The sequence below is a fragment of the Pseudoxanthomonas sp. 22568 genome (assembly GCF_052044485.1).
GTDB lineage: Bacteria > Pseudomonadota > Gammaproteobacteria > Xanthomonadales > Xanthomonadaceae > Pseudoxanthomonas_A > Pseudoxanthomonas_A beigongshangi.
This window is the reverse complement of sequence record NZ_JBQENC010000011.1, coordinates 61,050-84,232: the sequence shown is the minus strand read 5'-3', so window position 1 is coordinate 84,232 and position 23,183 is coordinate 61,050. Positions and strand designations below refer to the sequence as shown.

Here is a 23,183-nt window from a genome sequence, read left to right as displayed (position 1 = left end):
CTAGAGCGCGGTCCCCACCACGGGCGTTTTCAGTTTCACCGAGTAGTCCAGCGCCAAGGCTTCGCCCTGCTTCAAGCCGGTCGCGTCGAAGGCCTGCTGTGCCGGCTCCAGCCAGGGAATGGGCCTGGCGGGTCCGGCCGATTCCTGGCGCCATCCCGCCGTGGCCAGGGGCGCGTTCACCCGAAAACTGATCGGCACCACCAGCGTGGTATCGGCCGGTTCGGATTGCGCGGGATCGTTCGGTTCGAACCGCCACTTGCGGGCGGCATCAACGGATGCCTTTTCCAGTACCTTGCCCCAATAACGCATCGCGCTTTCGCTGATCTTCTCGTACGGCCACGCGCTCTGCACCGCGGCGGCCTCAACAACCTTGCCCTGGGCGTCGACCCGCACCGCCACCAGCACGTCGCCGCTGATGCCGGCCCGGGCGGCTTCCGGCGGATAGCGTGGCGGATTCATCAGCGCCGTCTTGCGATAGCCCGAGAAGCGGGCCTCCTCCACCTCCAGCTGGAATCCGCCGTCCACCTGGTGCGCGATCAGGGTCAGGTGCATGCGCGCCTTGGCGTGGGTGGCGACACCGCCACGCAATACCGGTTCGAACTTCCATTGCCGGACCGAACGCTCCACCAGCGCCTTGACCTCGGGCGTCAGTTCGGAGTCGATGCGATAGTCGAATACGGCGCCTGCCGGGTCGATGCCGATTTCCCCGTTCACCGGCATCCGCAGCTCCGCGGTCTGTGTCTGTGCCTGGGCCAGGGCGGCCAGCAGCCACAGCGCGAGTCCCCAAATCCCCTTCATCTCCCACTCCCTGGATGAACCGCTGCCGAGCCTAGCGCGGGTGGTGACCGGCTTCAATCGCCGCGGCCGGCCCGGGTCGCGGGGGCTGCCTGCATAATGTCCTTCGACCCCGAGGTGAATGCATGCACGGTAGCGGCCTGGAACTGACATTGGTGTTTCTGCTGGCCGCGGTCATCGCGGTACCGGTGTTCAAGCGGCTGGGCATCGGCGCGGTGCTGGCCTACCTGGTCGCCGGCGTGGTGCTGGGGCCGGACGGCATGGCGCTGGTGCGCGATGCGGACCGGGTCCTGGACGCGGCGGAAATCGGCGTGGTGATGATGCTGTTCGTCATCGGCCTGGAATTGTCGCCGTCGCGCCTGCGGGTGATGCGCAAGCCTGTGTTCGGCGCCGGTGGCCTGCAGGTCCTGCTCACCGCGCTGGCGCTGGGCGGCATCGCCCTGCTGGCCGAGCACCATTGGAAAACCTCGCTGGTGATCGGCCTGGGACTGGCGCTGTCCTCGACCGCGGTCAGCCTGCAGTTGCTGTCCGAGCGCAAGGAACTGACCAGCGAGCACGGCCGGCTCGGCTTCGCCATCCTGTTGTTTCAGGATCTGGTGGCGATTCCGTTGCTGGCGGCGATTCCGCTGCTGGGCGGAGCCAAGAACGAGACCCTGACCTGGACCATGGTGTTCCAGGCCATCGGTGCGATGGCGATCGTCATTTTCGGCGGGCGACTGCTCCTGCGGCACATGTTCCGGGTGGTGGCACGCACGCGGATGCCGGAAGTGTTCACCGCCAGCGCGCTGCTGGTGGTGCTGGGCACGGCCTGGTTCATGCAGCTGGCCGGGCTGAGCGCGGGCCTGGGCGCATTCCTGGCCGGCGTGCTGCTGTCGGATTCGGAATTCCGGCACGAGCTGGAATCGCAGATCGAACCCTTCAAGGGCCTGCTGCTGGGCCTGTTCTTCATCGCCGTGGGCATGGACATCGATCTGGATCGGGTGGTCGCCGAACCGCAGATCATCAGCGCCGGCGTGCTGGTGCTGTTGCTGGTGAAGTTCGGCATCCTCTTCCTGCTCGGCCTGTGGCCTGGCCGGCTGGGCGTGCGCGGCGCGCTGATGCTGGGCGGCGCGCTGTGGCTGGGCGGCGAGTTCGCGTTCGTGGTGTTCAACGAAGCCGCGCGCGTGAAGCTGCTGGACGCCGACGTGCGGGATCGCCTGGTCGCCATCGTGGGTGTATCGATGGCGCTGACCCCGCTGCTGATGATGGGCATCTCGCGCTGGGTCTCGGGCATCGCCCGGCCCGTGCAGGACACGCGCGCCTTCGACGACATCCCGGATCAGACCCCGCAGGTTCTGATTGCCGGCATGGGCCGGTTCGGCCAGATCGTGGCGCGCGTGCTCACTTCGCAGCGGATCCCGTTCGTCGCCCTCGAACACAGCCCGGAGACGGTGGACACGCTGCGCCGGTTCGGCGGCGCGCGCATCTACTACGGCGATCCCACCCGCCCCGATCTGTTGCGTTCGGCCGGCGCGCAGCACGTCAAGGTGTTCGTGATCGCGATGGACGATCCGGACACCAACATCAAGGCGGTTCGGCTGATCCGCCGCATGTATCCGAACGCCAAGGTGCTGGCGCGCGCGCGCAACCGCCAGCACGCGTGGCGGCTGATGGATCTGAGCACCGAACCATTCCGCGAGACGCTGGGCACGAGCCTGGAAATGGCCGAGCAGACGCTGGTGGCGCTGGGGCGTTCGCCCGAGGCGGCGGCCCAGCAGGCCCGGCGTTTCCGCGAGCACGACGAGAAGCTGCTGCGCGCGCAGTACCTGGTCTACGACGATGACGCGGCGGTCGTGCAGACCGCGCGCGACGCCGTCGGCGATCTGGAGAAACTGTTCGAGGCCGATGCCAGCGACGAGGATACCGGCGCCACGGATGCCGCGCCACGCGCGACCTGAGGGACACGCGGGAGCGGCAGGACGACGGGCTTCAGCCGCCGGGTTCGCGCAGGAAACGCGCCATCGAGGCACCGGGCGCCACCGGCACGAACTCGCCGGCCACGTCGACGAAACCGCGCATCACCGCGATCTCGCGCGGGGTGCGGTTCAGGGCGTCGCGCAAATCCGGATCCGCACCCGCGCGCAGCAAGCGCTGCACCACCCGCAACAGGCCATGCAGCGCGGCCAGGTGCAGCGGGCCGAAACCGCGCGGATCCTGGGTTTCCAGGGAAACCTCCTCATCGAGCAGGCGCTCGACCCCGGCCAGCACGACCTCCTCGTCGCAGGCGGTGCCCGGTTCGGCGCGCGCCCCCAGCAACAGCAGCAGCGGTGTGACCGAACCGGCGGCGACCTGATCGGGTTCGGCGCCGGACAGCAGCAGGGTGTCGAACAGCGCGACCAGCCGTGGCTTGTCGCGCGAGGTGAAGCCGTACAGGGCGGCGCAATGCAGCGGCGTCAGGCCCTGCGCATCGCCGGCATGCACGTTCGCGCCCGCGGTCAGCAGGCGCGCGACGATGTCCGGCAGTCCCAGCGCGGCCGCCAGCATCAGCACGGTGACGCCGCCCGGCAGGCGGTGTTCCAGTGCGGCGCCGGCCTGCAGCAGCAGCGCCACGATCTCGGCCTGGCGCATGCTCACCGCCGCCGACAACGGGGTGGCGCCGGTGTTCGCCGCGTTCTGCGGATCCGCGCCGCGCGCCAGCAGCAGTTCCACAGCAGCGCGATGACCGCCGCCGGCCGCGCGCAGCAGCGCGGTGCAGCCCTGCGCGTCCGGCGAATCCACCGCGAATCCCAGATCCAGCAAGCGGCGCACCGCGTCGGCGTCGCCGACCATCGCCGCCGCCGGCAGATCGGCGGGCCGCAGCGCGCGGCGCGGCAACGCCCAACCACGCCAGTCCAGCCAGTCGGCCAGATCGCGGCGGCCGCTGGCCAGGGCCACGCCCAGCGGGGTCTGGCCATCGGCGGCGCGCGAATCCGGGCATGCGCCCTTGGCGATCAGTTGGCGCAACGCGAGTTCGCGGCCCAGCGCCGCGGCCAGGTGCAACGCGGTCATGCCGTGGCTGTCGCGGGCTTCGCGATCCACGCCGATATCCAGCAGCCGGTCCAGCAGTCGCGACCAGCCCAGTCGCACCGCCAGCGCCAGCGGCGGATCTCCTAGCGGCGAGGCCGCGAAGGGATCGGCGCCGCGTTCCAGCAGGTCGCAGGCGAACTGCTCCAGCCCGCGCCCGATCTGTTCGCCACGCGCGCAGGCGTCGAGGAAGCGCGCCAGTCCGCCGGCCCCCGCCGGGGACGCGGCGCGGCGCAGCAGGATCTGCACCGAGGCCATGGCCTCGCCGCCACGCGACAGCAGCGCGAACAGCGGCGTGTCGCCGGCCGGATCCAGCGCATCGGCGTCCGCGCCCTGCGCCAGCAGCCATTCCAGGCGTTGCGGCGAAAGCGCGATCTCGGGGTCGTGCAGCAGCGCACCCAGCTCCTGGCGCGATGCCAGCCGCGCCAGTGGCGCCAGTTCGCCACGCGGGCGATCCGCGTGCAGCCCATCGCGCAGCAGCGCGATCGGCGCGCGATCCGGCGGCGGCTGGTCGTCGTCGCCGGCACTTACCGCCGACGGCAGCGGATAGGCGGCATCCAGCGCGGACACGATCGCCCAGCGGCCCGCCTCGGCGGCCAGATCCACCGCGCGCCGGCCCTGCGCATCGGGCTGATCCGCCGCCACGCCCAGGTCCAGCAGGCGCCGGATCAACGCCGGCGAGGCATTCTCGGAGGCGCAGGCCACGCGAACCGCGTTGCGCTGTTCGGTGTCGCTCACGGTCACGTCCACGCCTGCTTCGGCCAGTCGCTCCAGCACCGCGATGCGGCCGCCACGCGCGGCTTCCAGCCACGGCGTGCGCCCCTGTGCATCGTGGGCATGCACATCGGCGCCCGCGGCCAGCAGCGTGTTGACGATGTCGATATGGCCGGCGAGCGCGGCTTCGTGCAGCGCGCTGCGGCGCTGGCCGTCACGGGTGTCGACCTTGGCGCGGTGCTTGAGCAGCAACTGCACGCCGGCGGGATCGTCTTCCTCGGTGGCGGCGGCGGCCAGCAGCACCGGTTGCCCGCCGGCCGGTTCGGGACGCGCGCCACGCTCGAGCAGGAACTTGGCCAGGCGCCAGTTGCCGGCCACGCAGGCCACGCCCAGCGGACTCAGGCCATCCTGGTTGATGGCATCGATCTCGGCGGCGGCATCGCGCAACAGGGCGACCACGCCGGGATCTGAACTGCGCGCGGCATGATGCAGCGGGGTGTTGCCGTCGCCATCGGCGACCCGCGGATCGGCGCCGTTGGCCAGCAGGGTGGTCACCGCGTCGGGACGGCCATGCCAGCTGTCGCGGGTGGCGGCCAGCAGCGGGGTCATGCCGGCGTGGGCGTGGTTGAGATCCACGCCATGGCCGATCAGGGTGCGCAGCAGGCGCAGATCCGGCAGCACCGCGGCCAGCACCGGCAGGCTGCGCTGATCGCGCGAGGACGGCGCCGGCAGCGCATGCGGATCGGCGCCGGCTTCCAGCAGTTCGAGCGCGCGATCGACCCGGCCGCCACGGGCGGCGTCGAACAGGGCCTGTTCCAGATCCGCTTCGTGGACCGGTGCGGGCGCCGTTGCGCTTTCCTGCATTGGCGGCAGGCCGGCACTCATTTCCACCACCGGCAGGCCGCGCGCGGCGGCGATGGACTGGATGCCCCAATGCAGCGCCGGCAGCACCAGCACATAGATCGGGGCGACGATCAGCCGCGTTTGCGCCGGAAGCAGATCCGGCCACGCCAGCACCAGGCCGCCGGCGATCGCCAGCGCCACCAGCGCGGCCACGCCCAGCCCGCGCCAGGCATGGAAATCCCGCTCGGCCAGCGCGCGCCAATGCCAGCCCAGGCTGCCCGGTTCGCGCTCGATACCCTGCCACAGCGGCCAGGTCCGCCACAGGCCGATCAACAGCACGCCCACCACCGCGCTCAGGCCCAGCGCCGCCTGCAGGCTGCCGCTGTCACCCAGCGCCGACAGCGGCCAGGCGATCAGCACCGCCACGGTCACGAACGCGCCGCCCCAGGCGATCAGCAGGGCCGGCAGCGATTCGCGCCAGTCGCGCGCCAGCGGCAGCGGCCGGCTGCCGCGTTGCCACGACCAGGCCAGCGCCAGCGCCGGCTGCGCCAGCCAGGCGCCGAACGCCGCCAGCGGACCACCGACCCAGCCCAGCGCGGCCAGGGCCACGCCCAGGAGACCGGCGATCGCGGCCAGCCGGCGTTGTTGGCTTGCGGACTCAGGCATCGGTGGATTCGTCGCTGTCCGGCTGCGGCGGGAACTGGATATGGAATCCGCGCGCGGCGAGGTTGCCGCGCACCACCCCGGCGTCTTCCCGGGCCAACTTGCGTTCGGGGGTGAGCGCCACTTCCAGCACGAAGCTCAGGTCGCCCAGTTGGGTGCGCAGCGGTTCGGGCAGGCGGGTGAAGTCGTCGCGCGCGGCCAGGTACACATAGGTGTCCGCCTTGCGCAGGCTTTTGTAAACGAAGGCTTGCATCCGCGCGTACGCGTCCTGCCGTGGAAAAGTAGGGAATGGCGGAGATTGTGGAGGAAACCCGAATGCGGGGAAACCCTGCACGTTCAGGCCTCGCATGACCATCGGCGGGCGATGCCGGCATCCGCGGCTGCTACGCTTGCACCCTTTCACACCGGCCTAACGGAAACTCCATGCGCCACGTTCTGCCCGCCCTGCTCCTGCCACTGTCGCTGGCCCTCGCCGGCCCCCTTTCCGCGCAGGAAGCCACGCCACTCACCATCGAACAGGTGATGGCGGATCCGGACTGGATCGGTCCGCCGGTCGAACGCGCCTGGTGGTCGTGGGATGGCCAGCGCGTGCAGTACGACCTCAAGCGGCCGGGCAGCCTGAGCCGCGACACCTACGTGCAGGCCGTCGCCGGCGGCCGCGCCGCCGAACGCGTCGGCGATGCCGAGCGCGGTGGCCTGGACGCGCCGAACCCGCAGATCGACGCGCGCGGGCAGCGCATGCTGTTCGTACGCAACGGCGATGTGTTCCTGCGCGATCTGCGCAGCGGCGCGCTGACCCAGCTCACCCGCAGCAACGACACCGAGGCGCAGGCGCGCTTCGCCCGCGACGGCGGCGTGATCTGGCGCAGCGGCAACGACTGGTATCGCTGGACCGCGCAGGGCGGCACCACCCAGGCGCTGGTGCTGCGCGCGGAAAAGGATCCCAATGGCGCGCCCAAGGCCGACGCGCTGCGCGAACAGCAGCTGCGCACGCTGGAGACCCTGGCCCGGGATCGCGCGTTGCGCGATGCCTTGCGCCAGCAGGACGACGCCTGGCGCAAGGCCGACGGCAGCCGCGCGCCGGCGCCGGTCTACCTCGGTGCCGACGTCGCCATCGCCGACAGCGCGATGTCGCCGGATGGCCGCTGGGCGCTGGTGGTGACCCAGGCCAAGGGCGCCGACGAAGGCCAGGAAGGCAAGATGCCGATGTACGTCACCGAGTCCGGTTACGAGGAATTCCAGAGCGTGCGCACCCGCGTGGGCCGCAACGATCCGGTGCCGCAGTCGCTGTGGCTGGTCGACGTGGCCGCGGGTAGCGTCCGGCCGCTGGCCTACGACGCGTTGCCCGGCATCGCCGAGGATCCGCTGGCCGCGATGCGCAAGGCGGCGGGCAAGGATCCGCTCAAGGGCAACCGTCCGCTGCGCGTCGAGAGCGAAGCCACTGCCGCGATCGCCTGGAGCGACGACGGCCGCCAGGTCGCGGTGCAGTTGCACGCGATCGACAACAAGGACCGCTGGATCGCCACCGTGGACCTGGTCGGCGCGCGCCTGCAACCGCGCCACCGGCTCAGCGATCCGGCCTGGATCAACTGGAACAACAACGAATTCGGCTGGTTGCCCGACGGCAGCCTGTGGCTGCTGTCCGAGCAGTCCGGTTATTCGCACCTGTACACCATCCAGGGCAACGGCAAGCCGCGCCAGCGCACCAGCGGCCGCTGGGAAGTGACCTCGCCGGTGCCGACCACCGACGGCAGCGCCTTCTTCTTCCTGTGCAATCGCGCCAATCCCGCCGACTACGAAATCTGCCGGTTGGATCTGGCCGGCGACCAGGTCAGCGAGGTCACCGCGCTGGACGGCGTGGAGCGCTTCGCGCTGTCGCCCGATGATCGGCGCGTGCTGGTCAGCCATTCCAGCGCCTACGTGCCGACCCAGCTGTCGGTGGTCGACGCGGCCGGCGGCACGCCGACCGCGCTCACCGACACCCGCACGCCGGCCTTCAAGGCGCGCGAATGGATCCAGCCGGAAATCGTGCAGGTGCCGTCGAAGCATGGCGCGGGCCAGGTATGGGGCAAGTACTACGGACCGAAGACGCTGGAGCCGGGCAAGCGCTATCCGATCGTGATGTTCGTGCACGGTGCCGGCTACCTGCAGAACGTGCACCATCGCTACCCCACCTACTTCCGCGAGCAGATGTTCCACAACCTGCTGGTGCAGCGCGGTTACATCGTGCTGGATCTGGACTACCGCGCCAGCGAGGGTTATGGCCGCGACTGGCGCACCGCGATCTATCGCAACATGGGCCATCCGGAGCTGGAGGACTACCTGGACGGCCTGGACTGGCTGGTCGAGACCCGCCAGGGCGATCGCGACCGCGCCGGCATCTACGGCGGTTCCTACGGCGGCTTCATGACCTTCATGGCGCTGTTCCGCAAGCCGGGCGTGTTCAAGGCCGGCGCCGCGCTGCGTCCGGTGGTCGACTGGACCCAGTACAACCACGAATACACCTCCGGCATCCTCAACACCCCGGAGCTGGATCCGCAGGCCTACCGCACCTCCTCGCCGATCGAATACGCCGCCGGGCTGCAGGATCACCTGTTGATCGCGCACGGCATGATCGACGACAACGTGTTCTTCCGCGATTCGGTGGTGCTGACCCAGAAACTGATCGAACTGCACAAGGACAACTGGGAACTCGCGCCATATCCGCTGGAGCGCCACGGCTTCACCCGCGCCGATTCCTGGCTGGACGAATACAAGCGCGTGCTGAAGCTGTTCGAGAACAACCTGAAGTAAGCGTCATGCCGGCCGCGCCACGTTCCCAGTTCGTCACCATCACCGCGTGGCTTTCGCTCGCGCTGGCGCTGGTGGGCGTGCTGACCGGACTCCTGCAGTGGGCGATGTTCGCCGCCAGCCCGGCGGATCAGGGCCTGCTGGACGCGCTGACCGCCGGCGGCGGGTCCGGCCTCCCGCTGCCGCCATCGCTGCTGTGGGTGTTCGATCACCTTGGCCTGTTGCTGCTGGCGTCGCTGCTGTCATCGGTGCTGCTGGCGGTGGCCTCGTGGGGCCTGTTGCAGCGCCGTGAATGGGGCCGCTTCGGCTTCATCGTCCTGCTCGCCGGCGGCGCCCTGCTGACGCTGGCGGGGGCTTTCGCTTTCGACTGGCTGATGGGCGATCTGAACGCACGGGCCGGGTTCGATCCCGGCAACGTGGATCCATTGCTGGCCAACCTGCAGGCGGCCATGCGGATGGCGATCTACGCCGCCGCGTTGCTGATCGGAATCCTGCACGGCGCCATCGTGTGGAAACTATGCACGCCCGCCGTGCGCGCGGAATTCCACTGACGCTCGGAGTCCGCGCGGCGCCGATATACTGGCGCCCCCCACAACGAGCGTTTGTTCATGTCACGAGCATGGATGCTGACCGCGCGGATCGCCGGTGCCCTCCTGATTGGCCTCCCCACCCTGGCGCTGGCCGCGTCGCCCGCCTGCGGCGTCTACCGCAACGCCGATGGCAGCCGCGAGCTGCGCATCGAGACGACGGCCACCGCGACCGAGCACACGTCGTACCAGGCGCCGCGTCCGCTGGCCTACGCCCCGGCCGGCGACAACATCACCGCCTACGATCTGGAAAGCGCCTACTCCGAAACCTGGACGCCGGAAAACGGCGGCCGCGCGCTGCGCACGGAAATGGACGAGGTCTACACGCTGGCGCAATCCGCGCAGTGCGCGACGCCTCCGCCAGCGCCCGACGGCGGCTGCCGCGCGGATCTGGCCGGCTGCTTCGAGGCCCGGACCGAGGCCGATGAGCCGACCCTGGCGCGCTGGTGCGAACAGGAAGCCCTGCCGTTCGCCTGCGTGGCGCTGATTGAAGGCTTCCAGGAAGCCGCCGATCAGGCATCGCGCGGCGACGCCGGGACGGAAGAGGCGCCGCCGGAGTGTGTGGAAGGCCATCCGGCCTTCTCCGAAGCCGCCTGCGAGGTCAAGGTCAAGGAGGCGATGACGCGCGCCTTCGCCGATGCCTTCAAGGGCATGTACGCCGACGATCTTCCCCTTTCCGGGCCGCACCTGGATCGCAGCCTGGCGTTGTGCCAGCGCAGCGGTTCGGCCAAGGTCTGCGGCGCAGCGGCGGAGAAACTGTGGAACGCCGGGCGCTACCTGGATGCGCGCGCCGCGCTCACCCTCGCCTGCGAGCGCGGCGGCGACAAGGACGCCTGCGGCAAGACGGCACCGCTGGCGGCGCTGACCGCGGCGGACCTGCGCGCCGCGCCGGCCACCGCCCTGCCCTGCGGTGCCTACGCGGCGGAGAGCGGACTGATGTCCGAACTCGGCTTCGGCGATGCCGGCCGGGTCGAAGGCGGCTTCGGCAGCGTCATGCGTGCGCGCCTGGAGAACGGCCTGATCCGCATCCGCCACGACAAGGGCGGCGATTTCGTATTCAAGGCGATTGGCGGCGATCGCCTGCTCGGCCTGGACAGCTGGAACCGCTACGCGGTCTACCGGCGTGGCGAAGGCGGCGCGGATCGCTGCGCGCCGCCGCGCCAGTTCGTCGAGCACCCGCTGGTCGAGGATTGCCCCGCCATCAGCCAGGCCGGCGGCGCCGAAGCCTGCTGCAAGGCCGGCAAGCTGCAGGGCTGCAACGCGCTGGGTCACCAGCGCGCGCTGGAAGGCAATTGGGCCGCCGCCCAGCCGCACTATCTGCGGATCTGCGCGGCCGGCGTGCGCGTGGGCTGCGAGAACCTGATCCGGGCCTATGCGGAAACCGGCGATGACGCCGTCATCGAGTCGATGCGCGCCGTGTGCGCCAAGGACGAACGCCACGTCGCCTGCGATGTGCTGGAAACGTCCAACTGGGAACAGATGGGCGTCGGCCGCGCGCTCCAGGACGCCTTGCGCGAACTGGAACAGGAAGCCGGCGACGACGCCCCGGAAGAAAGCGAAGCGACGCCCTGACGATCGCCCCGGTGCCGCCGCACCGTTCGCCGGAAAAGGACGGCGGTGGCGGCCCGCCGCTAGAATGACGGGCATGAACGACATCATGCCCGTCCGCGACTATCTCACCGACCTGCAGGACCGCATCTGCGCCGCCATCGAGGCGGCCGACGGCCAGGCCCGCTTCCAGGAAGATTTGTGGAACCGGCCCGAAGGCGGCGGCGGCCGCACCCGCGTGCTGCGCGGCGGCGGCGTGTTCGAGCAGGCTGGCATCGGCTTTTCGGACGTCTCCGGCAGCAAGTTGCCGCCCTCGGCGTCCGCGCATCGTCCCGAGCTGGCCGGCGCCTCCTGGCGCGCGGTCGGCGTCTCGCTGGTGTTCCATCCGCGCAATCCCTTCCTGCCCACCACCCACGCCAACGTTCGCCACTTCCGCGCCGAGCGCGACGGGCAGGCGGTGGCGTGGTGGTTCGGTGGCGGTTTCGACCTGACCCCGTTCTATCCGTTCGACGAGGACGTCCTCCACTGGCACCGCACCGCGCGCGAGCTGTGCGAACCGTTCGGCGGCGCCGAGCGCTATGCCGCGCACAAGCACTGGTGCGACGAGTACTTCTTCCTCAAGCACCGCGGCGAGACCCGTGGTGTCGGCGGCCTGTTCTTCGACGACCTGGGGCAGGATTTCGAACGCGACTTCGCCTACCTGCGCGCGGTCGGCGACGGTTTCCTCGATGCCTACCTGCCGATTGTCGAGCGCCGCAAGGACACGCCGCACGGCGAACGCGAGCGCGAGTTCCAGTTGTACCGCCGTGGCCGCTATGTGGAGTTCAACCTGGTCTACGACCGCGGCACCCTGTTCGGCCTGCAGAGCGGCGGCCGCGCCGAATCCATCCTGATGAGCCTGCCGCCCTACGTGCGCTGGGAATACGGCTACCAACCCGAAGCCGGCAGCGCCGAGCAGCGCCTGCGCGACTACCTGCGCCCGCGTGACTGGTTGAATGAACTGGGGTGAGCCGGCGGGGCGGTCGCTCTGCCATACCCTAAGCGAATCGCCTTCGGTCCCCCTTCTGCAAGCGCCTTTCAACAGCCGCATGGCTGGTCAAAGGGGAGGAACGGCGGGTGTGGCCAACGCGACGGATATGCCGTGGTGGTCGGATGAAATCCCCGGAAACCTCTCTTTTATCACTCGGCGCCACAATCGCTCAGCGCGATGCGCGGTCGCACATCCTCGAATCGCCGAAGCGAACGTCAAGGACGCACGAATCCGGTAGGAGCGCCGTCCCCGGCGCGAGCCTTTGCGCGGATTGCGAAGCTTAAAAAGCTCGCGGCCGGAGGCCGCTCCTACCGGGGGGCTTGTCCTTTGAAAAAAGGGGCGGTCCCCCGCGAAGCGGTTGACGGGGATCTGCTTCCAGCATGAATACTGGCGCTTCCGCCAACCGGATGACGGGTCACCCCTCACGCATGTCGCGCCACCAGCGTGATGTGTCCATTGGTTTCCAGCACCGCCAGATGGATCTCGTCGATCGCGTCGATGCCCGCCTCGCGCATCGCCTTGTCGAAATCCTCGCGGCTGATCAGCTCGCGCCGCAGGACATCCTTGTAAACCTTGCCCTCGCGTGCCAGCAGCACCGGCGAACCTTCCACCAGCGCCTCGAACCGGCGGTTGCGCGCCGACGCCAGGCCCACCAGCCAGTTGATCGCCATCAGCGTGCCCGCCAGCAGCAGACCGCCACCCACCGAAGCGTCCTCGCCCAGCAGCGCGTTCTGGACCGCGTTGCCCAGCAGCACCACCAGCAGCATGTCGAACGAGGTGAATTGTCCCATCGTGCGCTTGCCGGATACCCGGATCATCACCAGCAGCGCGAAGTAGACGATGACCGCGCGGGCGATGAAGCCCCACCAGGGCATCGAGAGGTTGAACGTCTGATGCAGGAAGGAATCCATGTCCAGGCTCCGTTCGGGTTGCCGACACGTTAGCGTGCCCGGTCTCGAAGGACGCACAAATAAAAAGCCCCGAAGACCAGGGGGAGGTCATCGGGGCCAGGGGAACGGGGACCTGGGGAGGGGTCGCCGTTCCGGGGAGATCGCTCCAGGGGATGGGAGAGATCCGCGACAGACGTTGCATCTGTCGCGAGTTATCTGACCATTTCCCACATGGATGGTTCGTGAAGATTCCCGTTAAGAATCCGTGGAATTAAGGCCGCATTCATTTTATTGAACTGTCCAGTTCAAAAATTGAATCGCACCCTGTTTCTACATCCCGCGCGCAAGTTTCTGGTTGTCAACGGGTTTCCGGATTTAGACGTTCAAATCGGTCTCAGTGGGCCTGATCCCAGTCGTCGCCGACCCCGCTGTCGACCACCAGCGGAACGATGAGTTGCGCCGCCGCCGACATCCGCGCGCCGGCCTCGGCCACCAGCGTGGGCACGAAGTCGGCATCGGCCTCGAACACCAGTTCGTCGTGCACCTGCAGGATCATCAGCGCGCGTTCGCGATGCTCGGCCAGCCACGCGTCCACCGCGATCATCGCGCGCTTGATAATGTCCGCGGCCGTGCCCTGCATCGGCGCGTTGATAGCCGCGCGCTCGGCGCCTGCACGCTGTCCCTGGGTACCCTTGTTGATGTACTCCAGGTACAGCCGGCGGCCGAACACGGTCTCCACGTAGCCATGCTCGCGCGCCTGCTGGCGGGTGCGCTCCATGAAGTCGCGCACGCCCGGATAGCGGCTGAAGTACAGCGCGATGTAATCCTGCGCCTCGCCGCGGCCGATGCCGAGCTGGCGAGCCAGGCCGAATGCGCTCATGCCGTACATCAGGCCGAAGTTGATCGCCTTGGCCGCGCGGCGCTCGTTGGAGGTCACGTCCTCCAGCTGTCGCCCGAACACTTCCGCCGCGGTCGCCTTGTGGATGTCGGCGCCCGATTCGAACGCGCGCACCAGGCCCGGATCCTCGGACAGGTGCGCCATGATCCGCAGCTCGATCTGCGAATAATCGCAGGCGATCAGCTTGCGCCCCGGCGGCGCCACGAACGCCTTGCGGATGCGACGGCCGTCCTCGGTGCGGATCGGGATGTTCTGCAGGTTGGGATCGGTGGACGACAGCCGGCCGGTGGCCGCACCGGCCTGGTGATAGCTGGTGTGCACGCGGCCGGTGACCGGATTGACCATTTCCGGCAGCTTGTCGGTGTAGGTGCTGCGCAGCTTGGCCAGCCCGCGGTACTCGAGGATCACGCGCGGCAGTTCGTGCTGGTCGGCGATCGCCTCCAGCGCCTCCTCGTTGGTGCTGGGCTGGCCGGTCGGGGTCTTCAGCACCGCCGGCAGCTTGAGTTCGTCGAACAGCAGCGCTTGCAGCTGCTTGGGCGAATCCAGGTTGAAGCTGCGCCCGGCCAGTTCGGTGGCCTTCTGCTGGGCGGCCAGCATGCGCTTGGCCAGGTCCGCGCTCTGCCGGCGCAGTTCGTCGCCGTCGATGCGCACGCCATTGGCCTCGATGCGCGCCAGCACCGGCACCAGCGGCATCTCGATGTCGCGATATACGCGCTCCAGGCCCGGCTCGGCGGCGAGTTTCGGCGCCATCACCCGGTGCAGGCGCAGGGTCACGTCGGCGTCCTCGGCGGCGTAGCGGGTGGCGTCGTCCAGCGCCACTTGCGAGAACAGGATCTGCTTGGCGCCCTTGCCCGCGACCTGTTCGTACTTGATGGTGTCGTAGCCGAGGAAGCGCTTGGCCAGGCTGTCCATGTCGTGGCGGTTGCTGCCGGAGTTGTATACGAAGCTCTCCAGCATGGTGTCGTCGGCATAGCCGCCGACCTCCACGCCATGGCGGCGCAGCACGTGCAGATCGTACTTGCCGTGCTGGCCGAGCTTGCGCTTGCCGGGATCGGCGAACAACGGCGCCAGCCGCGCCAGGGTGGCGGCCTGGTCCAGTTGCGCGGGCGCGCCCGGATAGACGTGCCCCAGCGGCAGGTAGGCCGCCTTGCCGGGTTCCACCGCGAAACTCATTCCGACCAGGTTGGCCTGCATCGCGTCCAGACTGTCGGTCTCGGTGTCGAAGGCGAACTCGTCGGCCGCCGCCAGCCGGGCGATCCAGGCCTCGAGCTGGGCCTCGGTCAGGACCGTTTCGTATTCGCCGGGCGCGGACCACGCCGCATCGATCGGCGCGGCATCCGGCGCCGGCCCGGACACGAAACCGGTGCCGCGCGCGCGGCCGGGTTCCTTCTCCGCGACCGCGACCGCGCCGGCGGCGCCGCCGTCCAGTTCCTTCAAGGCCTGGTTGAAACCGTAGCGCGAATACAGCTCGCGCAGTTCGCCGACATCGCGATTGCGCAGCGCCAGCGTCTCCGGCCCGCCGGGCAGCGCCACATCGGTCTTGATGGTGACCAGTTCACGGTTCAGCGGCAGCCGCGGCAGCGCCGCGCGCAGGTTCTCGCCGATCTTGCCCTTGATGCCGTCGGCACCGGCGACGATCGCATCGAGCGTGCCGTATTCGCCCAGCCACTTGGCGGCGGTCTTGGGACCGCACTTCTCCACGCCGGGCACGTTGTCCACGGTATCGCCCATCAGGGCAAGGAAGTCGACGATCTGCTCCGGCCGCACGCCGAACTTCTCCATCACCGCCTCGGCCGAATCCATCCGGCTGCCGCTCATGGTGTTGACCAGCGCCACGCCCGGTCGCACCAACTGGGCGAAATCCTTGTCGCTGGTGGAAATGGTGACGTCGATGCCCTGCGCCGCGCCCTGCAGCGCCAGCGTGCCGATCACGTCGTCGGCCTCCACGCCTTCAACGCACAGCAGCGGAAAGCCCAGCGCCTCGACGATCCGGCGCATCGGTTCCACCTGCGCGCGCAGATCCTCGGGCATCGGCGGACGGTTGGCCTTGTACTCGGGATACAGGACGTCGCGGAAGGTCGGTCCGCTGGCATCCAGCACGAAGGCCACGTAGTCGGGCATTTCCTTGAGCGTGGCGCGCAGCATGTTGACCACGCCGAACAGCGCGCCGGTCGGTTCGCCGGCGGCGTTGGTCAGGGGCGGCAGCGCATGGAACGCGCGGAACAGGTAGCTGGATCCGTCGATCAGGACTAGTCGTTTCATGCGGCGATTCTACGCCCCGCCGCGGGCGCGGCGTCACGGCGCTTTGGCGACGATTGGCGCATAATCCCCAAACCGGTCATTCCCGAGGAGTCCGCGATGTCCCGCATGACGTTGGCACCCGCCGCGCTTGCCGTGTTGCTGCTGGCAGGTTGCGCGTCGATGAGCGGCGCCCAGGACGATCCCGGCATGGATCTGGCCGACGCCCAGGTCGCGGTCCGCACCGAAACCAATGGCGACGTGATCGAGGAATACCGCGTGGCCGGCCAGCTGCGCATGGTCAAGGTCACCCCGGCGCGGGGTCCGGCCTATTACCTGATCGACGAAAACGGCGACGGCCGGCTGGACAAGAGCAAGGGCGAAGGCCCGGTATCGCCGGTGTACTGGAAGATCTACGGCTGGTGAGTCGCGGTTTCGGTCGCGGATGGTGGTTTACCGGTTCGTGATGCCCTGGCTGCGACGGGAAGAAGACGCCTAGTTCCGGCGCGTGCCCCCATCCGCCCTTCGGGCACCTTCCCCCGCAGGCGGGGGAAGGAATCCATGTGATGTGCGCGGCCTGTGGCCGCGAGCCTTCCATTTCGCAGGGACCGGGGAGAGAAGGCCCATCCCTGTCGCGAGGCAGCGGAAAGCCCGCGGCCACAGGCCGCGCGCGCTGCGGATCAGCGCACCACCAGCACCGGCACGTGGCTGTGGGTCAGCACTTCGTGGGTCTGGCTGCCGATCAGCAGGCGTCCCAGACCACGCCGGCCATGCGAGGCCATCACGATCAGATCCGCCTTCTGTTCGGTTGCCGCTTCGATGATGCCTTCGGCCGCGTAGCGATCGCGGATGTGCACCGGCGTGATTGCCAGGCCCCGCGCCCGCGCGTGCTCGGTGACCCCGTCGAAGATCCGCTGGGCGGCCTCGTCCTGGGCTTTCTGGTAGTCGGTGGAGAAGCGGTTGGCCGCGCCCCAGCCAAGGGCGTCGTCAAAGCCGGTGACGATGGGTTCGCTGACGGTCACCACGGCGACCTGCGCCTTGAGCTGGCTGGCCAGCACCAGCCCCTGCTCCACGCCCTTCATCGCCAGCTCCGAACCGTCGGTCGCTATCAGGATGCGCTGATACATGGGGATACCTCCGTCGTCGTGGGGTGGAACCATTACACGCCGGAATGCCTCGCCATGCCTTGATCGGAATCAATCCGCGGGCGTCACACCGCCTGCAAATTGGCATAGGCGAGCACCAGCCATTTGCTGCCTTCCTCGTCGAAGTGGACCTGCACGCGCGCATGCGCGCCGCTGCCCTCGTAGTCAGTTACCACACCGCGCCCGAATTTCGCGTGCACGACGTTCTGGCCGAGCTTGAGCGTGGGCGATTCCACCGCGGCGTGGCCCAGATCGCGGCGCGGGCCGTAGCTGGCCGCCGGGCGGGACACCTGCACGCGCGGACGCACCTCGTTCAGCAGCGCGGTGGGAATTTCGCGCAGGAACCGCGAGGGAATGCCGTACATGTCCTGGCCGTGCAGGCGGCGCGCCTCGGCGAAGCTCAGCACCAGCTTCTGCCGCGCGCGGGTGATGCCGACGTAAGCCAGGCGGCGCTCCTCCTCCAGCCGGCCGCTCTCGTCCAGCGACTTGTTGCTGGGGAACAGGCCCTCTTCCAGTCCGGCCAGGAACACCAGCGGGAACTCCAGGCCCTTGGCCGAATGCAGGGTCATCAGCTGCACGCCGTCCTCGCCGGCCTGGGCCTGGCCCTCGCCGGCTTCCAGTGCGGCGTAGGCGAGGAAGGCGACCAGATCGGTCATGCCCTGGGTCTCCTCGTCGTCGACGCGGACGAAACGCGAGGCCACCGACACCAGTTCGTCCAGGTTGTCGGTGCGCGAATCCAGTTGGCCGCGGCTCTCGGCGGCATAGTGTTCGCGCAGGCCCGAGCGCATCAGCGCGTGATCGATGCGGTCCTGCAACGGCAACTCGCCGGTTTCCGCCGCCAAGGCTTCGACCAGCGCCAGGAAACCGGCCAGGGCGTTGCGCGCCCGCGCCGCCAGCGCGGTGCCGCCGACCTGCTGCCGCGCAGCCTGCCACAGCGACAGCGATTCCGCGCGCGCCAGCCGGCGCACTTCGTCCATGGTGCGATCGCCGATGCCGCGCGCCGGCGTGTTGACCGCCCGCTCGAAGGCCGCATCGTCGTCACGGTTGGCCATCAACCGCAGGTAGGCCAGGGTGTCCTTGATCTCGGCGCGCTCGAAGAAGCGCATGCCGCCGTATACCCGGTACGGCACCTGTTCCGACAGCAGGGTCTCTTCGAATGCCCGCGACTGCGCGTTGCTGCGGTAGAGGATGGCCGCGTCGTTGAGGCTGCCGCCATCGCGTACCCACTGGCGGATGCGCTCGACCACGAAGCGGGCTTCGTCGATTTCGTTGTAGGCCGCGTACAGATCGATCGGCTCGCCGTCGCCGCTGTCGGTCCACAGCTGCTTGCCGATGCGGCCGGGGTTGTGCGCGATCACCGCGTTGGCGGCATTGAGGATGTTGGCGCTGGAGCGGTAGTTCTGCTCGAGCCGGATGGTGCGCGCCTGCGGGAAGTCCTTGAGGAAGCGCTGCACGTTCTCGACCTTGGCGCCGCGCCAGCCGTAGATGGCCTGGTCGTCGTCGCCGACCACGAACACGTGGCCGGTGTCGCCGGCCAGCACCCGCACGAACGCGTACTGGATGGCGTTGGTGTCCTGGAACTCGTCGATCAGCAGCTCGCGGAAGCGGTGCCGGTAATGCGCCAGCAGCGCCGGGTTGTCGCGCAGCAGTTCGTGCGCGCGCAGCAGCAGTTCGGCGAAATCGACCAAGCCGGCGCGATCGCAGCGCTCCTGGTACAGCACGTAGGCCCGGCGCAGCGTGTCGGCCCAGATGTCGTCGCCCGGCTGCAGGTGTTCGGCGCGCCGGCCTTCGTCCTTCTGCGCGTTGATCCACCAGGCGATCTGGCGCGGCGGGAAGCGCGCCTCGTCCAGTTCCAGCTGCTGCACCACCCGCTTGACCAGGCGGATCTGATCGTCGCTGTCCAGCACCTGGAAGGTTTCCGGCAGCTTCGCTTCCTGCCAGTGCAGGCGCAGCAGGCGGTGGGCCAGGCCGTGGAAGGTGCCGATCCACATGCCGCGGCTGCCGTTGCGCAGCTGCAGGTCGGCGCGCGCGCGCATCTCGCCGGCCGCCTTGTTGGTGAAGGTCACCGCCAGGATGCCGTGGGTCGGCACGCCCTCGACTTCGTTGAGCCAGGCGATGCGGTGGGTGAGCACGCGGGTCTTGCCGGAGCCGGCGCCGGCCAGGACCAGGTAATGGCCCGGCGGCGCGGAGACGGCCTCGCGCTGCGCGGGGTTCAGATCATCGAGTAGGTGAGAGACATCCACCGCGGCATTTTACAGGACGCCACGGTGGAAACCCCGTCGCGCCGCTCAGTGGGCGGCGGCGTGCTCGCGCTTGGGGGCAGCGGCACTCATCAACTTGTCGGTGTAGGCGATGCCGATCGCCGACAGGATGAAGGCGCCATGGATGATGGTCTGCCACATCACGCCGATGGAGGTGACCGAGGTGCACTTCACCGCGCCCAGGTCGTAGCCGGCCTTCAACGCGCTCGCGGCGGTGGAGAGCGCACTGACGTGGTCCTGCGACCCGCACAGCGGCAGGCCGAGCTCGCCGGCGCCGATGAAGGTCTTGAGCAGGTGGATGGAGGAGATGCCGATGATCGCCATCGCCAGCTTCACCTTCAGCACGCTGGCGTTGACGTGGCTCAGCCACTCCGGCTGGTCGGGATGGTTGTGCAGGCGCAGCCGCGACACGAAGGTCTCGTAGCCGCCGACGATCACCATCACCAGCAGGTTGGAGATCATCACCACGTCGATCAGGCCCAGCACCAGCAGCATGATGCCTTGCTCGGTCAGGGTGTTGGCGCCGTGGATCAGGTGCCACAGCTCCTTCAGGAACAGGAACACGTAGACCGCCTGGGCCGCGATCAGGCCCAGGTACAGCGGCAGCTGCAGCCAGCGGGAGGCGAAAATCAGGTTCGGCAGGAAACCAAGGCGCGCATTGGTCGGTTGCGACATGGGGGTCGGATGCAGTGCTGGGAAAGGGCGCAGGTTACCGGGCCGATCTCCTGCTGCCAACCCGCGAGCGGCGTTACACTCGGCCTTTTCACGCTCCGGGGTCCCCCGCGATGATCGACCTGTACTACTGGCCCACCCCCAACGGCCACAAGATCACCCTGTTCCTGGAAGAAGCCGGGCTCCCCTACACGATCAGGCCGGTCAACATCGGCGCGGGGGATCAGTTCAAGCCCGAATTCCTGGCCATTTCCCCCAACAACAAGATGCCGGCGATCGTCGATCACGCCCCGGCCGACGGCGGCGCGCCGCAGAGCGTGTTCGAATCCGGCGCGATCCTGTTGTACCTGGCCGAGAAGACCGGCCGTTTCCTGCCGGCGACGCCGCGCGGCCGCGTCGCGGCGTTGGAATGGCTGTTCTGGCAGATGGGCGGGCTGGGGCCGATGACCGGGCAGATGGGCCATTTCAACGTCTACGCGCCGGAGCCGATTCCGTACGCCATCGAACGCTACGGCCGCGAAGTGGCGCGCCTGCACGGCGTGATGGACAAGCGCCTGGCGGAGAGCGCCTACCTGGCCGGCGACGAATACGGCATCGCCGACATGGCCAGCTATCCCTGGATCCACGCCTACGACAAGCTGCCACCGGATTTCGAGGCGTTCCCGAATCTGAGACGCTGGCATGAAAGCATCGCCGCACGCCCTGCCACCCAGCGCGCCTACGCGCTGCGCACGCAGGTCAATCCCAATGCCGGCCAGCCGCTCACCGATGAAGAACGCAAACACCTGTTCAACCAAGGACCCGTGAAGTCATGAAGAAAGCGCTCGCCCGCCCGTTGACCGGACTTTTCCTGGCCGCCTGCCTGGCGTCCACCTGCCAGATCGCCGCCATGCCCGTTGCCCACGCCGAAAAACTCACCCTGGAAGCCCTGGCCGGCGATGCTCCGCTGTCCGGTCCCTCGCTGATGAAGGCCAAGACCTCGCCGGACGGCAAGCGGGTGACCTTCCTGCGCGGCAAGCAGGACAACCGCTTCCAGCTGGATCTGTGGGAATACGATATCGCCAGCGGGCAGACCCGGATGCTGGTGGACTCCAAGGTGGTGCTGCCCGGCACCGAGACCCTGAGCGACGAGGAAAAGGCGCGGCGCGAACGCCAGCGCATCGCCGCGATGTCGGGCATCGTCGACTACCAGTTCTCCCCGGATGGCCAGCGCCTGCTGTTCCCGCTGGGCGGCGAGCTGTACCTGTACGACCTGGGCAAGACCGGCGCGGAGGCGGTACGCAAGCTGACCCGCGGCGGCGGCTTCGCCACCGATCCCAAGGTGTCGCCCAAGGGCGGCTTCGTCAGCTTCGTGCGTGAACGCAACCTGTGGGTGATCGATCTGGCCAGCGGCAAGGAAACCCAGCTGACCCGCGACGGTTCGGACACCATCGGCAACGGCGTGGCCGAGTTCGTCGCCGACGAGGAAATGGATCGCCATACCGGCTACTGGTGGGCGCCGGATGATTCGGCGATTGCCTTCGCCCGCATCGATGAAACCCCGGTGCCGGTGCAGAAACGCTTCGAGGTGTATCCGGATCGCGCCGACATCGTCGAGCAGCGCTACCCGGCCGCCGGCGATCCGAACGTGCTGATCCAGCTGGGCGTGATCTCGCCCAAGGGCGGCGCGCCGAAATGGCTGGATCTGGGCGCGGAGAAGGACATCTACCTGGCGCGGGTGAACTGGCGCGACGCGCGCCACCCCACGTTCCAGCGGCAGTCGCGCGACCAGCGCACGCTGGAGCTGATCGAAGCCGATCTGGACAGCGGCAAGCAGCGCACCCTGATCACCGAGACCAGCAAGACCTGGATCCCGCTGCACAACAACCTGCGCTTCCTCAAGGACGGCCGCATCCTGTGGTCCTCCGAGAAGAGCGGTTTCGAGCACCTGTACCTGCACGACAAGGACGGCAAGCAGCTGGCGCAGCTGACCTCCGGCGACTGGACGGTCGAGGACGTCTCGGCGCTGGACGAGGCCAGGGGCCTGGTCTATTTCACCGCCACCGAGGCTTCGCCGCTGGAGCGGCAGCTGTATTCGGTCAGCCTGGCCGGTGATGCCAAGCCCGTCCGCATCACCCGCGCCGAGGGCATGCACGGCGTGGCCTTCAGCGACAACGCCGAGGTCTACATCGACAGCTGGTCCAACCCGACCACGCCGCCGCAGGTGGAACTGCACCGCGCCGACGGCACCCTGCTGACCGCGCTGGTGAAGAACGATCTGGCCGACCCGCAGCATCCCTACGCCAGGTACAAGGACGCGCATCGACCGATCGAATACGGCACGCTGGATGCCGAGGACGGCCAGACCCTGCACTACAGCCTGATCAAGCCGACCGGCTTCGATCCGAAGAAGAAATATCCGGTGGTGGTCTACGTCTATGGCGGCCCGGCCGGCCAGACCGTCAGCCGCACCTGGGCGCCGACCTTCGACCAGTACATGGCGCAGCATGGCTACGTGGTGTTCTCGCTCGACAACCGCGGCACGCCACGGCGCGGCGCGAAGTTCGGCAACGCGCTGTTCCGCAAGCAGGGCACGGTGGAGGTCGTCGATCAGCTCAAAGGCGTGGACTTCCTCAAGTCGCAGCCGTGGGTCGACGGTTCGCGCATCGGCGTGTACGGCTGGTCCAACGGCGGCTACATGACCCTGATGCTGCTGGCCAAGGCCTCCGACGCCTATGCCTGCGGCGTGGCGGGCGCGCCGGTCACCGACTGGAGCCTGTACGACACCCACTACACCGAGCGCTACATGGATCTGCCGAAGTCGAACGTGGACGGCTACCGCGAGGGTTCGGTGTTCACCCATGTGGATGGCCTGAAGTCCCGGCTGCTGCTGATCCACGGCATGGCCGACGACAACGTGCTGTTCACCAATTCGACCAAGCTGATGAGCGCCCTGCAGCAGCGCGCGGTGCCGTTCGAGCTGATGACCTATCCGGGCGCCAAGCACGGCCTGCGCGGCAAGGACAACCTGCACCGGCTGAAGATTGCCGAGGATTTCTTCCAGCGCTGCCTGAAGCCCGTGGAGTGA

The 23,183-nt window shown here is 68.6% G+C and carries 16 protein-coding genes; 8 read left to right on the top strand and 8 right to left on the bottom strand.

Annotation, left to right across the window (positions count from 1 at the left end; translation table 11 throughout):
• Positions 1-798 (bottom strand): energy transducer TonB, encoded by a 798-nt coding sequence (locus ACTJI2_RS14555; protein WP_440842549.1) that lies wholly within the window; start codon positions 796-798, stop codon positions 1-3.
• 122 nt (positions 799-920) lie between these two features.
• Between ACTJI2_RS14555 and ACTJI2_RS14550 the strand changes: the two genes are divergently transcribed.
• Positions 921-2,732 carry a monovalent cation:proton antiporter-2 (CPA2) family protein gene (locus ACTJI2_RS14550; protein WP_183639622.1) on the top strand — a complete coding sequence of 604 codons (1,812 nt, stop codon included), beginning with the start codon at positions 921-923 and terminating at the stop codon, positions 2,730-2,732.
• A gap of 31 nt (positions 2,733-2,763) precedes the next feature.
• Here the strand turns inward: ACTJI2_RS14550 and ACTJI2_RS14545 are convergent, their stop codons facing one another.
• Entirely contained in the window at positions 2,764-6,060 is a 3,297-nt protein-coding gene (locus tag ACTJI2_RS14545; RefSeq protein WP_440842548.1) for an ankyrin repeat domain-containing protein, read from the bottom strand.
• Positions 6,053-6,310, bottom strand: a complete 258-nt coding sequence (locus tag ACTJI2_RS14540; RefSeq protein WP_183639624.1) for a YcgL domain-containing protein — start codon at positions 6,308-6,310, stop codon at positions 6,053-6,055. The genes ACTJI2_RS14545 and ACTJI2_RS14540 overlap by 8 nt, the downstream gene beginning before the upstream one ends.
• Before the next feature lie 182 nt (positions 6,311-6,492).
• Between ACTJI2_RS14540 and ACTJI2_RS14535 the strand changes: the two genes are divergently transcribed.
• From ACTJI2_RS14535 to hemF, 4 genes are all read left to right on the top strand, one after another.
• Positions 6,493-8,850, top strand: coding sequence for a prolyl oligopeptidase family serine peptidase (locus tag ACTJI2_RS14535; protein ID WP_440842579.1), 2,358 nt, complete (start codon positions 6,493-6,495; stop codon positions 8,848-8,850).
• 5 nt (positions 8,851-8,855) lie between these two features.
• Positions 8,856-9,398 (top strand): hypothetical protein, encoded by a 543-nt coding sequence (locus ACTJI2_RS14530; protein ID WP_318287996.1) that lies wholly within the window; start codon positions 8,856-8,858, stop codon positions 9,396-9,398.
• 57 nt (positions 9,399-9,455) lie between these two features.
• Positions 9,456-11,006 carry a hypothetical protein gene (locus ACTJI2_RS14525; RefSeq protein ID WP_318287997.1) on the top strand — a complete coding sequence of 517 codons (1,551 nt, stop codon included), beginning with the start codon at positions 9,456-9,458 and terminating at the stop codon, positions 11,004-11,006.
• A 73-nt stretch (positions 11,007-11,079) separates the two neighbouring features.
• On the top strand, positions 11,080-11,991 hold the full coding sequence (gene hemF, locus ACTJI2_RS14520) for an oxygen-dependent coproporphyrinogen oxidase (RefSeq protein WP_183639627.1): 912 nt from the start codon (positions 11,080-11,082) through the stop codon (positions 11,989-11,991).
• 443 nt (positions 11,992-12,434) lie between these two features.
• Here the strand turns inward: hemF and ACTJI2_RS14515 are convergent, their stop codons facing one another.
• On the bottom strand, positions 12,435-12,911 hold the full coding sequence (locus ACTJI2_RS14515; RefSeq protein WP_318289404.1) for a DUF421 domain-containing protein: 477 nt from the start codon (positions 12,909-12,911) through the stop codon (positions 12,435-12,437).
• A gap of 385 nt (positions 12,912-13,296) precedes the next feature.
• Positions 13,297-16,062, bottom strand: a complete 2,766-nt coding sequence (polA, locus tag ACTJI2_RS14510; protein WP_318287998.1) for a DNA polymerase I — start codon at positions 16,060-16,062, stop codon at positions 13,297-13,299.
• A 96-nt stretch (positions 16,063-16,158) separates the two neighbouring features.
• Here polA and ACTJI2_RS14505 point away from each other — a divergent pair, with 96 nt between their 5' ends.
• Positions 16,159-16,464, top strand: coding sequence for a DUF2782 domain-containing protein (locus ACTJI2_RS14505; RefSeq protein WP_318287999.1), 306 nt, complete (start codon positions 16,159-16,161; stop codon positions 16,462-16,464).
• 254 nt (positions 16,465-16,718) lie between these two features.
• Here the strand turns inward: ACTJI2_RS14505 and ACTJI2_RS14500 are convergent, their stop codons facing one another.
• The 3 genes from ACTJI2_RS14500 to ACTJI2_RS14490 all read right to left on the bottom strand — a co-directional run bounded on the left by ACTJI2_RS14500 (position 16,719) and on the right by ACTJI2_RS14490 (position 20,119).
• Entirely contained in the window at positions 16,719-17,165 is a 447-nt protein-coding gene (locus ACTJI2_RS14500; protein WP_183639630.1) for a universal stress protein, read from the bottom strand.
• Positions 17,166-17,248: 83 nt separating this feature from the next.
• Positions 17,249-19,426, bottom strand: a complete 2,178-nt coding sequence (gene uvrD, locus ACTJI2_RS14495) for a DNA helicase II (RefSeq protein ID WP_192198371.1) — start codon at positions 19,424-19,426, stop codon at positions 17,249-17,251.
• Between the two features lie 45 nt (positions 19,427-19,471).
• Entirely contained in the window at positions 19,472-20,119 is a 648-nt protein-coding gene (locus ACTJI2_RS14490) for a TIGR00645 family protein (protein WP_183639632.1), read from the bottom strand.
• 110 nt (positions 20,120-20,229) lie between these two features.
• On the opposite strand from ACTJI2_RS14490, the gene ACTJI2_RS14485 reads away from it, so the two are divergent.
• Together ACTJI2_RS14485 and ACTJI2_RS14480 are read left to right on the top strand one after the other, a co-directional pair.
• A complete protein-coding gene (locus ACTJI2_RS14485) occupies positions 20,230-20,931 on the top strand; it encodes a glutathione binding-like protein (RefSeq protein WP_192198369.1) in 702 nt (233 codons plus the stop codon).
• A 74-nt stretch (positions 20,932-21,005) separates the two neighbouring features.
• Entirely contained in the window at positions 21,006-23,183 is a 2,178-nt protein-coding gene (locus ACTJI2_RS14480; protein WP_440842578.1) for a S9 family peptidase, read from the top strand.

Coding starts and splice junctions, on each gene's coding strand:
- ACTJI2_RS14555 (WP_440842549.1), bottom strand. CDS start 798: ATGAAGGGGATTTGGGGACTCGCGCTGTGGCTGCTGGCCGCCCTGGCC.
- ACTJI2_RS14550 (WP_183639622.1), top strand. CDS start 921: ATGCACGGTAGCGGCCTGGAACTGACATTGGTGTTTCTGCTGGCCGCG.
- ACTJI2_RS14545 (WP_440842548.1), bottom strand. CDS start 6,060: ATGCCTGAGTCCGCAAGCCAACAACGCCGGCTGGCCGCGATCGCCGGT.
- ACTJI2_RS14540 (WP_183639624.1), bottom strand. CDS start 6,310: ATGCAAGCCTTCGTTTACAAAAGCCTGCGCAAGGCGGACACCTATGTG.
- ACTJI2_RS14530 (WP_318287996.1), top strand. CDS start 8,856: ATGCCGGCCGCGCCACGTTCCCAGTTCGTCACCATCACCGCGTGGCTT.
- ACTJI2_RS14525 (WP_318287997.1), top strand. CDS start 9,456: ATGTCACGAGCATGGATGCTGACCGCGCGGATCGCCGGTGCCCTCCTG.
- hemF (WP_183639627.1), top strand. CDS start 11,080: ATGAACGACATCATGCCCGTCCGCGACTATCTCACCGACCTGCAGGAC.
- polA (WP_318287998.1), bottom strand. CDS start 16,062: ATGAAACGACTAGTCCTGATCGACGGATCCAGCTACCTGTTCCGCGCG.
- ACTJI2_RS14505 (WP_318287999.1), top strand. CDS start 16,159: ATGTCCCGCATGACGTTGGCACCCGCCGCGCTTGCCGTGTTGCTGCTG.
- ACTJI2_RS14500 (WP_183639630.1), bottom strand. CDS start 17,165: ATGTATCAGCGCATCCTGATAGCGACCGACGGTTCGGAGCTGGCGATG.
- ACTJI2_RS14490 (WP_183639632.1), bottom strand. CDS start 20,119: ATGTCGCAACCGACCAATGCGCGCCTTGGTTTCCTGCCGAACCTGATT.
- ACTJI2_RS14485 (WP_192198369.1), top strand. CDS start 20,230: ATGATCGACCTGTACTACTGGCCCACCCCCAACGGCCACAAGATCACC.
- ACTJI2_RS14480 (WP_440842578.1), top strand. CDS start 21,006: ATGCCCGTTGCCCACGCCGAAAAACTCACCCTGGAAGCCCTGGCCGGC.